14 protein-coding genes, 1 tRNA gene and 1 pseudogene are annotated in these 14,158 nt (G+C 64.5%); 9 read left to right on the forward strand and 7 right to left on the reverse strand.

Translation table 11 applies throughout. From position 1 onward, the window contains the following. The first annotated feature begins 5 nt into the window (after positions 1 to 5). From BST10_RS18045 to BST10_RS18070, 6 genes are all read left to right on the forward strand, one after another. Positions 6 to 848, forward strand: coding sequence for a GIY-YIG nuclease family protein (locus BST10_RS18045; RefSeq protein ID WP_235673567.1), 843 nt, complete (start codon positions 6 to 8; stop codon positions 846 to 848). Next, positions 845 to 3,955 carry a type I restriction endonuclease subunit R gene (locus tag BST10_RS18050; protein WP_083039590.1) on the forward strand — a complete coding sequence of 1,037 codons (3,111 nt, stop codon included), beginning with the start codon at positions 845 to 847 and terminating at the stop codon, positions 3,953 to 3,955. The genes BST10_RS18045 and BST10_RS18050 overlap by 4 nt, the downstream gene beginning before the upstream one ends. A gap of 83 nt (positions 3,956 to 4,038) precedes the next feature. Next, positions 4,039 to 4,824, forward strand: coding sequence for a hypothetical protein (locus BST10_RS18055; RefSeq protein WP_083039593.1), 786 nt, complete (start codon positions 4,039 to 4,041; stop codon positions 4,822 to 4,824). A 23-nt stretch (positions 4,825 to 4,847) separates the two neighbouring features. Next, positions 4,848 to 5,501 carry a hypothetical protein gene (locus BST10_RS23055; RefSeq protein ID WP_133054444.1) on the forward strand — a complete coding sequence of 218 codons (654 nt, stop codon included), beginning with the start codon at positions 4,848 to 4,850 and terminating at the stop codon, positions 5,499 to 5,501. A 114-nt stretch (positions 5,502 to 5,615) separates the two neighbouring features. Beyond that, positions 5,616 to 5,846 (forward strand): helix-turn-helix domain-containing protein, encoded by a 231-nt coding sequence (locus tag BST10_RS18065; protein ID WP_083039597.1) that lies wholly within the window; start codon positions 5,616 to 5,618, stop codon positions 5,844 to 5,846. Next, on the forward strand, positions 5,843 to 6,673 hold the full coding sequence (locus BST10_RS18070) for a DUF2637 domain-containing protein (RefSeq protein WP_083039599.1): 831 nt from the start codon (positions 5,843 to 5,845) through the stop codon (positions 6,671 to 6,673). Before BST10_RS18065 ends, BST10_RS18070 begins: the two co-directional genes overlap by 4 nt. A 123-nt stretch (positions 6,674 to 6,796) precedes the next feature. Here BST10_RS18070 and BST10_RS18075 read toward each other — a convergent pair whose 3' ends face one another. The 6 genes from BST10_RS18075 to BST10_RS18095 all read right to left on the reverse strand — a co-directional run bounded on the left by BST10_RS18075 (position 6,797) and on the right by BST10_RS18095 (position 12,410). Next, positions 6,797 to 8,833, reverse strand: a complete 2,037-nt coding sequence (locus BST10_RS18075) for a hypothetical protein (protein ID WP_133054445.1) — start codon at positions 8,831 to 8,833, stop codon at positions 6,797 to 6,799. Beyond that, positions 8,833 to 9,879 carry a bifunctional DNA primase/polymerase gene (locus BST10_RS18080; protein WP_235673566.1) on the reverse strand — a complete coding sequence of 349 codons (1,047 nt, stop codon included), beginning with the start codon at positions 9,877 to 9,879 and terminating at the stop codon, positions 8,833 to 8,835. The genes BST10_RS18075 and BST10_RS18080 overlap by 1 nt, the downstream gene beginning before the upstream one ends. Beyond that, a complete protein-coding gene (locus BST10_RS23375) occupies positions 9,876 to 10,046 on the reverse strand; it encodes a hypothetical protein (RefSeq protein WP_163762306.1) in 171 nt (56 codons plus the stop codon). Before BST10_RS23375 ends, BST10_RS18080 begins: the two co-directional genes overlap by 4 nt. Further along, complete coding sequence (locus BST10_RS18085; protein ID WP_083039604.1) at positions 10,043 to 10,462, reverse strand: hypothetical protein; 420 nt, start codon at positions 10,460 to 10,462, stop codon at positions 10,043 to 10,045. Before BST10_RS18085 ends, BST10_RS23375 begins: the two co-directional genes overlap by 4 nt. 686 nt (positions 10,463 to 11,148) lie before the next feature. Further along, positions 11,149 to 12,246: a tyrosine-type recombinase/integrase gene (locus BST10_RS18090; protein WP_234825584.1), complete on the reverse strand. Its 1,098-nt coding sequence runs from the start codon at positions 12,244 to 12,246 to the stop codon at positions 11,149 to 11,151. A 77-nt stretch (positions 12,247 to 12,323) separates the two neighbouring features. Further along, positions 12,324 to 12,410: transfer RNA gene (locus tag BST10_RS18095), tRNA-Leu, on the reverse strand. 660 nt (positions 12,411 to 13,070) lie between these two features. Between BST10_RS18095 and BST10_RS18100 the strand changes: the two genes are divergently transcribed. Further along, on the forward strand, positions 13,071 to 13,445 hold the full coding sequence (locus BST10_RS18100) for a hypothetical protein (protein WP_193374449.1): 375 nt from the start codon (positions 13,071 to 13,073) through the stop codon (positions 13,443 to 13,445). Beyond that, a complete protein-coding gene (locus BST10_RS18105) occupies positions 13,442 to 13,783 on the forward strand; it encodes a DUF3817 domain-containing protein (RefSeq protein ID WP_013828284.1) in 342 nt (113 codons plus the stop codon). Before BST10_RS18100 ends, BST10_RS18105 begins: the two co-directional genes overlap by 4 nt. Positions 13,784 to 13,792: 9 nt before the next feature. Here BST10_RS18105 and BST10_RS23920 read toward each other — a convergent pair whose 3' ends face one another. Further along, on the reverse strand, positions 13,793 to 13,948 hold the full coding sequence (locus tag BST10_RS23920) for a DUF3761 domain-containing protein (RefSeq protein ID WP_242665676.1): 156 nt from the start codon (positions 13,946 to 13,948) through the stop codon (positions 13,793 to 13,795). On the opposite strand from BST10_RS23920, the pseudogene BST10_RS23925 reads away from it, so the two are divergent. Continuing rightward, a pseudogene (locus tag BST10_RS23925) lies at positions 13,875 to 14,158 on the forward strand (hypothetical protein); the annotation flags it as partial. The gene BST10_RS23920 and the pseudogene BST10_RS23925 overlap by 74 nt on opposite strands.

Below are 14,158 nucleotides of genomic sequence, written 5' to 3' on the forward strand. Positions count from 1 at the left end.
TTCGGGTGGCAAACTTGACGACGCGCACGGTGCGGGTGTTTGAGGTCCCCCGGTCGCTGCTCACGCAGTTCCTTCAGCGCCCTGAGGCTGGGCAAGTCGGCGTTTACTACCTCTTCGGCTCCAACGACGACGACACCCCACAGTGCTACATCGGCCAGTCAGGAAACGTGGGTGCCCGCCTGCAACAGCACACCGCCACCAAGGACTTCTGGACCAAGGCGATGGTCGCAGTGTCGTTGACCAACGAGTGGACCTCGACACACGTGGCCTACCTGGAGTGGTTGTCGATAGCGCGGGCGAAAGCTGCTGGGCGTTATGCCCTGGTCAATGGCAATCAGGCGTCGAACCCGTTCACACCGGAGCCGCTGGAGGCTGACTGCCAGGAGTTCATCGACACCATCACCGTGCTGCTAGCCACATTGGGGGCCCCTGTGCTGGAAGCGATCAAGCCGGTGTCGTCTCGCGCCGCCGGTTCGGGGTCGGGGACTGGTGACGAACCGGAGCTGTTGTTCTTCCAGGAGGCCGGGTGCCAGGCCAGCGGGTACCAAACGGCAGAAGGCCTGTTGGTGCTCGCCGGATCGAAGGGCCGCGCCGCGCTACGCCCCTCGGCACCGAGCCGTGTAGCCCGTCAGCGTGACGGGTTGGAGGCGGAGGGCGTCATGGAGATAGCTGGTGATGACCTGATTTTCCGCAAGGATCACTTGTTTACCAGTCCTTCAGCAGCAGGGTGCGTCCTCGTCGGGGGCACCAACAACGGTCGCATCAGCTGGCGCAACGAGCACGGACAATCCGTCGATGCCATCGAACAACTCGCATTGGCCTCGTCCGCCGGGGTGGTGCCGGAATGACCCAGCACCATGAGTCCGCCTTTGAGGCCGAGATCTGCGAGTACCTCGCCGCGCACGGCTGGCTGTACTCACCGACCGATGACGGGTATGACCGTGAGCTGGCACTGTTTCCGGAGGATGTGTTCGGGTGGCTGGCCGACACCCAGCCGCAGCAGTTGGCCAAACGGGTCAAGCCGGAGCTGACCGGTGAGGCGTTGGCCAAGGCACAGGCTGGGGTGTTGGTCACGCTGGTGAAGGCGTTAGGAGCTGATCCGAAGGCCAACGGCGGCACGTTGTCGGTGCTGCGGCGGGGGTTTAAGGACCTCAACGCCCAGTTTCAGATGTGCCAGTTCAGGCCGAACACGACGTTGAACGAGACGACAGCCAAGAAGTATGCGGCGGTGCGCCTTCGGGTGATGCGCCAGGTGCAATACTCGACGCAGAACCACAACAGCATCGATCTAGTGTTCTTCGTCAACGGCATCCCAGTAGCGACCGCCGAGTTGAAGACCGACCTCAGTGTCCAGAGCATTGCCGACGCTGTCCTGCAGTACAAACACCACCGGCCTCCCAAGGGCGAGCCCCTGCTGGCGTTCGGGTCTCGGGCGCTGGTGCACTTCGCCGTCTCCAACAGCGAGGTACAGATGACCACCCGGCTCGCGGGCAAGGACACTGTGTTCTTGCCGTTCAACCGGGGCGATCACGGACACGCGGGTAACCCGCCGAACCCCCACGGGTCTCGTACCGCCTATTGGTGGCAGCAGATCCTGGCCCGCGACACCTGGCTGGACATCCTGGGCCGGTTCATGCACCTGCAGATCGACGAGACCATCGACCCGGTCACGAACAAGAAGGTCCGCAAGCAGACCATGCTGTTCCCGCGCTTCCACCAGTGGGAGGCCGTCACCCGTCTCGTCGAGGCCGCCCACGAGCAGGGGCCGGGAAACCGTTACCTGATCCAGCACTCAGCCGGATCGGGGAAGACCAACTCGATTTCCTGGCTGGCGCACCGGCTTTCCGTGCTGCACAACGACGCCAACACGGCGGTATTCGACTCGGTCATCGTGATCACCGACCGCACCGTGCTCGACACCCAGTTGCAGGAGGCGATCCGACAGATCGACCGAACCCCAGGGGTCGTCGCCCACATCGCCGGTCTAGGCGGGGCGAAGTCCCAAGAGCTGGCCGACGCCCTCGGTGGTGGGACAAAGATCATCATCGTCACCATCCAGACCTTCCCCTACGCGCTGAAGCTGATCCAGGAACAATCCGACTTGGCGGGTAAGAATTTCGCGATCATCGCCGACGAAGCCCACTCCTCGCAGGCCGGGGAGGCATCCAAGCGCCTGAAGGCGGCCCTGAGCGATACCGAGGTCGATGAACTCGAAGACGGTGGCACCGTGGATGCCCAGGACGTCCTCGCAGCGGAGATGGCTGCTCGGGCCGAATCGAAGAACTTGTCGTTCTTCGCGTTCACCGCCACCCCGAAGGCCAAGACCCTGGAGCTGTTCGGGCACAAGGGTATCGACGGAACTCCGCACCCGTTTCACCTGTACTCGATGCAGCAAGCCATCGAGGAGGGCTTCATCCTCGATGTGTTGCGCAACTACACCCCGTACAAGACAGCGTTCCGGCTGACCCACAACGGCCAGACCTATGAGAGTGAGGACACCGCCAACGCCGGGACGGTCGCTGTGACCGGCAGTGCCGGTGGGGAGTTGGTCGACAAGAGCGCGGCGATCAAGTCGCTGATGAACTGGGTGCGCCTGCATCCGACCAACATCTCCCAAAAAGTCGCGATCATCGTCGAGCACTTCCGCGCCAACGTCGCACCCCGCCTGGATGATAGAGCCAAGGCGATGGTGGTGACCTCGTCACGCAAGGCAGCGGTGCGCTACAAGATCGCCATCGACAAGTACGTGACCGAACAGGGCTACACCGATGTGGCGGCGTTGGTGGCGTTCTCCGGTGAAGTCACCGACGCCGAGTCCGGGATCGAGAAAGTCACTGAGACTTCGACACTGATGAACCCGGGGCTTAAAGGCCGTGACTTGCGTGATGCGTTCGCCACCGACGAGTACAACGTGATGTTGGTGGCCAACAAGTTCCAGACCGGCTTCGACCAACCCTTGCTGGTGGCCATGTACGTCGACAAGAGACTGTCCGGTGTGGCGGCCGTGCAGACGTTGTCGCGGCTGAATCGGACCGCGCCGGGCAAGGACCAGACGTTCGTGTTGGACTTCGCCAACACCGCCGAGGACATCGTCGAAGCCTTCGAGCCGTACTACGAAGCCACGACGCTGGCCGATGTGACTGACCCGAACATCGTGCACCAGACGATGAGCAAGCTTGATTCGGCGGGGATCTATGAGGAAGCGGAGATCGATGGCCTGGTCGTCGACTACCTCAAAGGCAAGGGCCACGAAGCGCTGAACAAGTGGGTGGCCCCAGCCCAGGATCGCTTCCGGGACCGGGAACGAACCGCTCGCGACCACGGTGACCAGCTCGGCCTCGATGAGCTGGAGCTGTTCCGCAAGGACATCGGCACGTTCCTGCGGCAGTACGACTTCCTCTCCCAGATCATCAACTACGAGGATGTCTCGCTGGAGAAGTTGTCGATCTATCTGCGCCACCTGGCCCCGGTGATCAGCGCCGAGCAGCTGCACCACGAGATCGACCTGTCCGGGGTGGATTTCGACTACATCGCCCAACACCAGCAGGCCACCACCTCGGCCAAGCTCACCGGCGACGTACCGCTGGAACCGCCCAAGGAGGCGGGCACCGGTGTCGCCCGCGACCCCGAGATGGTGGCCCTGGACGAGGTCATCGCTCAGATCAACGACCTGTTCTCCGGCGATCACCCGGATTCGAGCGTGCGCAACGTCGTCACCCACATCCGGGATCGGCTGGAGGAGAGCGAGACGCTGCAGCAGCAGGCACAGAACAACACCCTGGCGCAGTTCTCGGCGAGCCCGGATCTGCAGAACGAGTTCGTCGGCGCGGTGATCGGGGCCATGGCCTCCTCAGAAGACCTCTCCGCTCAGATCCTCAACAACCCTGAGCTGTCGCAGAAGCTGCTTGGTGAGCTGGTGCCGTTGATCTACAAGGGGTTGAAGGTGACAGCGTGATCGAGTTCATGAGCGGCGGACAACACCGGTGCGCTTCGACAGCTAAGCGTCGTTACGGTCCTGCGAGGGACTAGAACTCGGCAATGGTGACGACCGGAATCCCAAGCGCCCGCCGGAAGTTGGAGCGTGCACAGATCCATGCAGACGCGCTGCGCACCGCGATTGACTTGTTCCGGGAGCAGTCGCCGTATGAATTTGAGATGAAGTCGCTCGGTAACCCACGGGGACGGCCCGACTTTCGCGTTATCGTGAAGGTCACTGAGGCACCAGCGGTTCCGGACTCGTGGCCACTGATCATGGGTGACATCCTTACCAACGTGCGTGCTGCGTTGGACCACGCCATCTTCCCACATGTGCGAGATCGGGCCCCTGACGTCAAGCCCCGGCGCATTCAGTACCCGATTCTCGACAGCGCCGAGGCATTCGAACAAAGGGTGGGCACGTGGTTCTCCGGGGATGTTCGGCGGATCGTCGAGGATTCGCAGCCGTATGTGTCCGATAACCCCAACGGGCACCCGCTGCGCATTCTGCGAGAGCTGGTGAACATCGACAAGCACCGCAGCCTGATATTGACGAACTACTCCGTGGGTGACTTCCAGATAGCGCCGAACGACCTGTTCGAGACCGTGTCACCGCCGACGGTTCGCAAGACACCGATGGTGACGGGGGCCGTGGTGGCCCGGGCACACCTGCGGCTAGTACGAAAGGTCAGCGGTGACCAGTGGATGCACTTCCCGTGCAATGTCGGCTACGGGGAAACCATCGAGATCCCGGGAATCGCCGAACCTGCAGGCCTCCTGCAAGCCGCCGAGGGCATCACCAAAGCCATCGGGCCACACCTGGATAATCTGGAGGAAGCAGGATGCTGAGGCCTTGGCGGACAGCGACTGTCGTGCTCACCGTCGCGACGCTGATGCTTGGCGTAGTCGTAGCGGTCCAGGCCGCGATGTTGCACGCCCGAGGTTGGCGAATCGCGTTGGGATCGGTACCTGAGTGGCTGGCCGCGTTCGGTACCTTCGCGGCGTTTGGCGCACTGCTTATCGCTGCGCGGGAATGGCGAGCCGGACAAGACGAGCGGCGGTCGTTAGAGGATGAACGGCGGGCGGCTGACGCGGAACGCCGTGCTCTGGCCGCCACACGAGAGGCCGAGCGCCAGGACAACGAGGTCAGCCAGGCCCGCCTGATCATCGTTGAGCACGTGCCGTATGAAGATCGGACGTGGGGCGGCAGCGATCCACCGCCACCATCCCAGCGCCAGGTCGTCATCCGCAACCGCAGTACCGCACCTGTCTTCCACCTCCATATCGAGGACCATCCCAGCGGAAACGACGATGTGTACGTGTTCCAGAACTTCGCACATGCACGCGGTCGGCCTGCAGACATTCCGGTACTTGCCGCTGACGACGCGACGGCTGCGATCACCGTTGCAGGCAATGCCGGGGAAGCGCCTAGCACGGAGTACGTCGAATTCACGTTCACCGACGCACGGGGCACGAACTGGCGGCGAATCGGAAGCAACCAGCCAGTACGTCTCATCGGAGACTGATCGCGGGCGCAGAAAGGCCGTCGTGGGCGCTATCCCCACCAACGACGACTCGCGCCAGCCGAACATCATCAATACTTCTTTCGAAGACTATTCCTTTGAAGTAGTATTGTGTCCATGTTGGATCTGGCCTCTATACGCCGAGTAACCGGTCTGACCCAAGTCGAGCTGGCCGCCACCCTCGGTGTCGGGCAGGCACAGATCAGCAAGATCGAGCGCCAGTCCGACATGTTGCTGAGCACGCTGAGTGCCTACCTGACGGCCCTCGGGGTGACTGCTCGGGTTGTCGTCGAGGTCGACGAGCAGACGCTGCTCTACAGCCTCACGGCGGACGGGGCTGGCCGATGACCACCCAGGTGCAGGTGGAGATCACCCAGCGGAACCACCGGCGGGCGGTCCGGTTCTTCTGGTTCATGCTGGGCGGGGCCACCGTGGTCAGCCTCTTCGGAAACATCGCCCACGCGGTGCTGCCGTACCTTCCGCCCGTCGCGATCCAGATCGGTGCTGCCGCCGTGCCACCCATCGTGCTGCTGGCCGCCGTGCATGGTGTCGCCCTCGCGGTGCGGGCCGGGGCATCCGGCGCGGTGTACCGGTGGGCGGTCGCCGCCGTGGCGGCCATCGGCGTCGGCGCGTTCGCGCTGAGCTTCATCGCGCTGCGCGACCTGATGCAGACCATCGGGTACAGCCCGGCGACCGCCTGGATCTTCCCCGCCATCATCGACACCGCCGTCGCCGTGGCGACGCTGATGCTGGTCGCGCTCGGGGACAAACCAGCACGGCGCACCCGCACTAGACCAGCACCCGCCAGTACACGTCCTGTACCGGCGCAGACGGCGGCACAAGCACCGGCGCAGGGTGCAAAGACACAGGCCAAGCCGGTTGCACGGGGTACGTCCCGGATGCAGCCCGCTCCGATGCAACCAAGCACGGCACAGCCCGTACAGGCGGTGTTGCACGGAGGCGCAGATCCCGCCGACGCAGATCTCGCCGCCGAGCTGGTTGCCGCCGGTACAACTACCCAGCCGGTCGAGACTGTCATCGCAGTGCTGACTGCAACTCGTGGGGGCATGTCGATCAACGCCGCCGCCAAGGCCTCGTTGATCAACTACCGGACCGCACAGCGGATCGTGGAGGGTGCCGCGAAATACCACCGGCAGCTCGCGGCGGTCGGCTGACCAAGTGCAGTCACCCAGCACGTCGACGAGCCGTACCGCATTGTCGTGAAACACGACTGGCACCGAAAACAGTCGTTGCCGGGGCCAGCGTCCGACGGATGGAAACTGACCCCGGCAATGCGGTCACACCACGGACCGATCTGCCGGGCGGCGACCCATGTTGGCCACGTCCCGAGGAGTCGGAGTCGAGCTGCGCGAGGGTTGTTGACCCTGCGTGACGTGAGCCGCCGAACACTCCGGCCCGGTGCAGTATCCGCGCTCGGCGGCGTGTCCGACTGTCAGCTCTGCGCCACAGAAACGGCAGGCAGCGACAGAGGTTCCCGAGCCATCCCCGTCGTCCCCGTTAGACCCGTCCCCGCAGGTCAGAGCGATTTCTCCAGACCCGTCTCGCGCCAACCCAGCCCCGTCTCTGGCCGGGTGCACCTCCGTCAGTTCGTTGACGATCTCCGGTGACAGGGCTGCCACGGGGATGGATTCCACCCCAGACGGGGCTAACGAAATAGTGTTGACCTGCGGGGACGGGTCTGACGGGGATGAAGGGGCTGGTCTTTCGGCCTTGGAATTTTCACGCGACGGCGCAAGGATCGTGAATTTCTTGGTCCCCGCTTCGTTCTTGCCCTTGTCGTCCTCGACTGTCCAGCCGAGTTTCCGCATGCTCGGCGCCGCGCCCTTTAGCTGATTCGACGCGGCACGCGCGTCGTCCGGCCAGGCCCAGCTCTGCTTACCGTCCCCCTTGGCGAATGCCATGGCGTTCAAGATCTGCCCTGCCGTGGTCGCCTCGAAGTCTCGCCGACCGTTGACGATGGCCCTGGCGAGTGAATACTCGGCCAGCGTGTCCCGGGCGGCCCGCACAGCCGCGTCTTGGTACCGGTCCGCGCCGCTCGTGCCCTGAACATCGTCGATCGCGGCGACCACCTGGTGGAAGTCAGCCATCCGCGAGAATCCCTCCGGCGTCACGACATCTGGCAGGCGGTGGTGCACCTTGGCGGCGAGGTCAAGCAGCCCAGCCAACACCCGTGAGCGATCCCGCTCCCAGGACGCCTCCACCTCCTTCTTCAACCGGCGCTTACCCGGCGGGATAGCGGACAGCTCGATCCGAACCATCCTGTCCTCCAGGTCAGGCTGCACCCCGGTCAGATTGATCGCGGTGATGATCAGTGGCCGGTACGCTTTCGTCGCCGACGCTTCGTCGGTGGTGTACAGGACGCGCCGAACGATGGTGTCGCCGGTGCTCAGCTTGCACAGACCGTCATTCATCCCCTTGGACAGCTCGCTGAGGTTGTCGAAGGTCAACGCCCACCCCTGCCGCACGGTGGCCACCCAGACCCCTTCGTCACTGGGCAAGTTTCGAGTGTCCGCCGTTGTCGGGTCGACCAGGGACTGAAGCACACGAGCGGCACTGGTTTTGGCCGTGCCATGCTCGCCGCCGAGATACAGGACCGGGTGCGGAACATTCTCCAAGACCAGGGCCGCCACCACCCAGCCGAGCACCAGCGGACGGTCGTCAGGATCGACGTTGAGGTGGTCCCACAGCAGCGCCAGGTCGCTCTCGCCCTCTGGGACCGGATATGGCAGCGAGAAGGTCGAGCGGCGAAAGACAACCGGCACGTCCTCGTCGGCAACCCTCCAGCGACCGCTGTCGATGACGATCACCCGATTCTGCTCGTCGGCACAATCGAGGTAGATCGTGCCGTCGTGGTCAGCGATCCTCATGTGGACCGGAGTGACCGGATTTCGTCGAGCGCCCCAGTCGAGGGTGCCCATCGCGTCGGTAGCCGCCGCTCCTGGGGCGACCCTCCCGCCGCTAGCCTCGCTCCACTGGTCGAGTAGTCGAGCCTTCAGCCCGCCCCGAGAGTTGTTTGACATCGACAGCGCGACGTGAGGGAGCGCGTTGTCGCAGGCGAAAGTCTCGCCGTTCTCGTCCACCCCGAAGGTGTAGAACTCCCGGGCCATCACCGCCAGCTGGGTCGCGATTGACGGACGTGATGTGTCGTTGTCGTTCTCCTCGTCGTCGACGACCTCTTCCTGCGCGGTCACCGTCGCCTCCTCGGCGACCTGGGCGACCTCTGGCTCCTCGGGCGGGTTGCGGTAGGCATGCATGTCAGGGATCTCGTCGTCGTAGGTGGTGGTGGTGAGTTCGTCGCCGTCGTTGTTCGTCATCACGTGCTCCTTCCAGCCTCACGGCTTCGTTTCTTGCGTAATTTCTTGGCGGCGACGCGCAGGTCGCCGTCGGTGTTGAGTACGGCATAGGCCCGGAACTTCGTGTAGCCGTGTGGATCCCCGGGAGTGGTCGCCTCGAACTCGGTCGACGTCGAGTAGACGAACAGGCAGCCATACCGCACGGTCGCTGACGTCGCCGCCGTGGCCGCTGGGTGCCGCCACTGCGCGCCCTCGTCGTGGTCCGGGTCGCCCTCGTAAACGCATTCCCATCCGTGCGGCTCAAGGATTTCCGACCATGTGGCGGTGTTGGCGAACCAGTCGGCGATGCTGTTGCCGCCCATGCACTTGGTCACCCAGTCGGCACGAGGACGCGCCGGGCGTTCTGCCCGCGCCGCTGGCCGCGTCAGGTCGACGAACCACTCCGGCAGCGGTGCAACCGGCCCGCCGGTTCTCGTGTAGGGCCTGCCTGTGGCCGGGTGAATCGACGGCGGCAGCACGACATAGCCACCGTGCGTCTTCAAGTCGATACCCGGACCGAGCCGCTTCGCCGTCAGCTTGCCGGGCGGGCGCTGGAAAAACAGGTGCCGCCCGCCGTCACCCCGGCCCGAGTAGTGAGTGAGGGTCTTCGGCAGCGCGCCGTACTGCGCCACCAGTCGGGCCAGCGACTCCTCGCCGCCGTTGCGGGGGTCCGTGTCGATAACGAGGACGCCCTCAGGCACCCGACCGCCGATATTGCCACCGGCGTACCGCCCGCCCCACCAATCGAGGACCTGGCCGAGGTCCGATGTCGCGTCCCGGACCCCGTGACGCGTGGCTGGGACCTTGTCGCCGCGCTTGAGCGGGTGCACCTCCCAGCCGCGCCGCACGTAGTCGAGAGCTGCCGCGCCGAGTACATAATCCAGATCCGTGTTAGCCGCGAGGCCGTCGAAATCACCCGAACCTCCGGTATGGTCAAGGATGACGGTTTGCTTTGTGGTGAGGCTGTCGCCGTCGTCGGAGGTGCCCCCGGCGTGACCGGGGGCTTCCTCGTTTCCCGGGCCGATCACGTCGTCGGCCAGGCATTGACCACGTCAGGCGCTGCGCGACGAACAGGACCAGGTGGGTGTGGTTTCTTGTGGCTACTACGTCGATCAATCACGGTGTCGTAGCCGCAGAGCGTGACCAGGACGACCACGCTCAACAGCAGTGCAAGCGTGAGCAAGTCGGCGATCATTGGACCACCTCCTGCCCGATGCGGGCGGCCCGCCGAAGCCGACCGGCAAGGGAGCGTTCCTCGCACCGACTGCAGGCGCTACGGTGCTGGGCCACCGCAGCCTTGATCTTGCGGTGCGAGTCCCCATGGGAGACCCCGGGGTCGACCGTGATATCCGCAGCTGTAAGCCCGCACCACGTCGTGCCAGTGAGGCCGTATTCGGTCTTCGCCCACCGGTAGACGATGCCGATCAACGGGTCGGCCTCCGGATTGATCCATCGACCGTGCCCGGCCAACCACAGCGCCTGCTTCAGACTCCTGGCCGCGACCTGCACCGTCCGGCCCTGGTACCGCACGAGCTTGTTTGTGAAAGTGCCCATGTACGGGTACAACTCGTAAATCTTGACCGGCTTCTTCCTGCCCGCTTTCCGGCTCACCGCGCGCTACCGCCCGGGCGAACCGTATTGGCATCCAACCAGGCGATCAGCTCAGACCGGCGGTAGCGGATTGCCCTTGATCCCACCGTCAGCCAAGCCGGTTGGTTCTTGTTCCGACGATTTCGCCACGCCGCCAGGGTCCCAGGTGAAACCCCGATGAACTCCTCGGCCTCCGCATCCCTCCAGACGGGGTCTTCCGTATAGCTCAATTTTCCTCCTAGATCCCTTCGCAGCAAACTCACGTTGCGATCAGTGTCGGAGAATGGATGAGTGGATGCAACCCCGTAAGACCGCGTCACCTAAGAACACTTTCACGCGACTAGAGGATGCCTAGAGCCTGGGGGCCAAGTACTTTCATGCAGCTATACGACAAAACTGGCGTAATTACAACCGGAAGCGACACCCCTTGTGACATCCCCACAACACCAATCAGCAGCAGCGTCGCCGATGCTTCCAGCAAATACAGTCAGATTCACAGGAATGCCGCTGAAGGATCAACTGAGGACGACTCCGTCCCGAGGTCGACCCCGAGACGTGCCAACGGACAGTGGCGGGTGTTACGTGCGCGCGCCGACGGGCTTCAGCGGGCATTGGTGAAGGGTTCCCTCACCTGCGAAGGGCGGGTGTAGCGGGCATCGCGGGTACGAACCCGCGACCTCTCATGTGCCGCACGGGAACAGCAGTACCTACTGCTCCGGATCCAGGCCCAGCCCGAGGGTGTTCATCGCCGTACCGACGGCGTCCAGATCCGAGTCGAACAGGTCCGAGTACTGGTCCAGCGTCATGGCTGCGCTCTTGTGCCCCATGGATCGACTCACGGCCAGGACGCTGGCCCGGCTGGAGTGCGCCAGCGAGGCGAAGGTATGCCGCAGGCCGTACAACGTCACCCGTTCGACCTCGGCGCGTTTCACGGCGGCTTCCAGCCACCCACTGCCGGTCTTCGGCTGGCGGAGGTAACCACCGTCCGGCCCGGGGAACACCAAGGCCTCACGCCCCTTACCGGAAGACTCGGCTTTGATCCGGTCCAGGACGAACTCCGGCACCGGCACAGAGCGGCGGTGGTAGGTCTTGGTCGGTCCGACATCGAAGGTGTTGCCCAGCTCCACCGCGTTGGAATGGATCTGCAGCCGCCTGCGATCGAAGTCGACGTCACCCACCTTCAGAGCCACCGCCTCGCCGGGACGGATGCCGGTGTAGGCCAGGGTCAGAATCAGGGTCTCGTGTTCGCCGCACTCGGCGGCCAGCCGCGCCACATCCTCGGCGGTCATGTACACCCTTCGGCGTCCGGTCTTGCGCGGCAGCGTGCCCCGGTCTAGGCCCCTGGCCGGATTGACTGAGATCCGCCCGGCCTTCACCGCGTCGTCGAGGATGCCGCACAGGACGCCGTGAGCGCGTTTGACGACCGTCGCGCTCAGCTCAGCACTGCGCATACCGGCGACCCATTCCTCAACGCCGAGCCGGTCCACCCTGGCCACCTGGACCTTGCCCCACGTCGGCGCGACATGGTTCTTCCAGGCCGACGGCAGGGTTCGGTAGTAGCTGGTGCGAGTGGTGGCTTCCTTGCGTTCCAGCCAGGCCGTGACCAGCTCCCCAACCGTGACCTTGCCCAGCGACGGGGCCACGTACTCGCCCTTAAGTTTCGATACCTCGACGGTAGCCGCGAACGCCTGAGCCTCACGCTTGGTCTGGAATCCCCACTTGTCGGTCTGACGACCGTCAGGCTTGCGGTAGCGCACCCGATACCGCCTGCCGCGTTTGGTTTCGTATGGGGAGATTGAAGCCACGCACACCAGGTTAGCCCCCACATTCCCCACAATGTGGGGGGAATGTGGGGGAATCAGCCCCAAAACACCGTCTGACCTGGTGCGGGCGGAGGGACTCGAACCCTCATGCTCTTTCGAGCGCCGGCACCTAAAGCCGGTGCGTCAGCCAATTGCGCCACGCCCGCAAGGGCACTCAGTTTAGCCCGCCTACGGAACGACGAAATTGTCGGTAGCACCTCCTAGCGTGTGACCGTCCGGGAGGTAAGCGCATGCGGTCAACCAACGAGTTCAACATGGTGCAGCGGCTCATTGCGTCAGGGATGAATGACTGCGCGATTGCCCGTCAGACCCGCATTCCCCGGAGCACGATACGCGGCTGGCGGCACAACCCATCGCATCGACGACGGGCAGGTGAACCTCACATACATGATTTCGCTACATTGCCTGCCGTCGTCTACTGCTATCTCCTGGGCCTCTACCTTGGTGACGGCTGCATCTCGCGTCAACCTCGGACCTGGCACCTGAGGATCACCCTCGACTCGAAGTACCCCGAAATCATCAAACGCTGCCGCCAGGCAATTGACATCTTGATGCCCGGTCAATGTGCAGGCGCGCTACGGCGCCCCGACAACTGCACCGATGTCTACCTGTACTCCGAGCACTGGCCGTGCCTCTTCCCGCAACACGGCCCCGGCAAGAAGCACCACCGGCCGATCCGGCTGAAGCCTTGGCAGGAAGACCTCGTCAACCAGGCCACCGAGGAATTCATCCGCGGCCTGATCGACAGCGATGGCTGCCGCGTCGTCGCCAACGATCGTGGCGTCCCCAGGCGGTACCGTCAAGGGGTGTCCACTACACGGCGTCGGAGACCGGCACTGATCGTGCTGGTGATCGTCGCCGCCTGCGCGTGCCTGGCGCTGGGGTGGTGGCAGTGGACCCGATTCCAGGAGATCAACGGCAACTTCCAGAACCTCGGCTACGCCCTGCAGTGGCCGCTGTTCGCCTGGTTCTGCGTTTACGCCTACCGCAAGTTCGTCCGCTACGAAGAGGCGCCGCCCGAGCCGCACCGACCCGATACGGTGACCGAGATACCGGCCGGGCTGCTGCCGGAACGTCCCGGGCCCGCCGCCACCCCGACCGACGACGCCGCACTGCGCGACTACAACGCCTACTTGGCCGAGCTCACCGAGAACGACCGGAAGAACAGGAACACCGCATGACCGAGACACCCGCCCAGGCCGCCCCCGCCGAGAAGATCCGCAGCGCGCTGCTGCCCTACCGGGTGCTGGCGTGGGCGACCGGTGTCTGGCTGATCGCGCTGTGCTACGAGATCGTGGTGCGCTACGTGGTCAAGGTGGACAACCCGCCCACCTGGATCGGCGTGGTGCACGGCTGGGTGTACTTCGCCTACCTGTTGGCCACGTTCAATCTGGCGGTCAAGGTGCGCTGGCCGCTCGGCAAGACCATCGGGGTATTGCTGGCGGGCACCATTCCACTGCTCGGCATCATCGTCGAGCACTTCCAGTCGCGAAACATCAAGGCCCAGTTCAACCTCTGACACACCGGCTCAGTTTGCCGGCGGGTTCACCCAACGCTCCACCCCGCCGTGGCGCGAGCAGGAACCGCTGCGGCGCTTACTGAATGAATAGGTGCCGTCGCGGCAGACGGCGCTGGCCCCGGCCGGCGGCGCCACGACCTCGATCGACGTCGCCGGCGGTGCCACGACCTGGATCGATGTTGGCGGTGGCGGCACAATCGTCTGGGAGGGCACCGGCGCGGGCGGGGACATCAGCGGAGCCGGCGGCGAGGGAGACTCTGTCACGGTGACGGTCTGTGTCGGATGCACGGTGGTGGTCGGCGGGGGTGAGACCACGCCGGGGTGCTCATCACCGCTGTCGGCGACCCCGAGCACCCCGGCCACCCCCGCCAGCAC

The organism is Mycolicibacter algericus DSM 45454, from assembly GCF_002086455.1.
In the GTDB taxonomy this organism is placed as follows: domain Bacteria; phylum Actinomycetota; class Actinomycetes; order Mycobacteriales; family Mycobacteriaceae; genus Mycobacterium; species Mycobacterium algericum.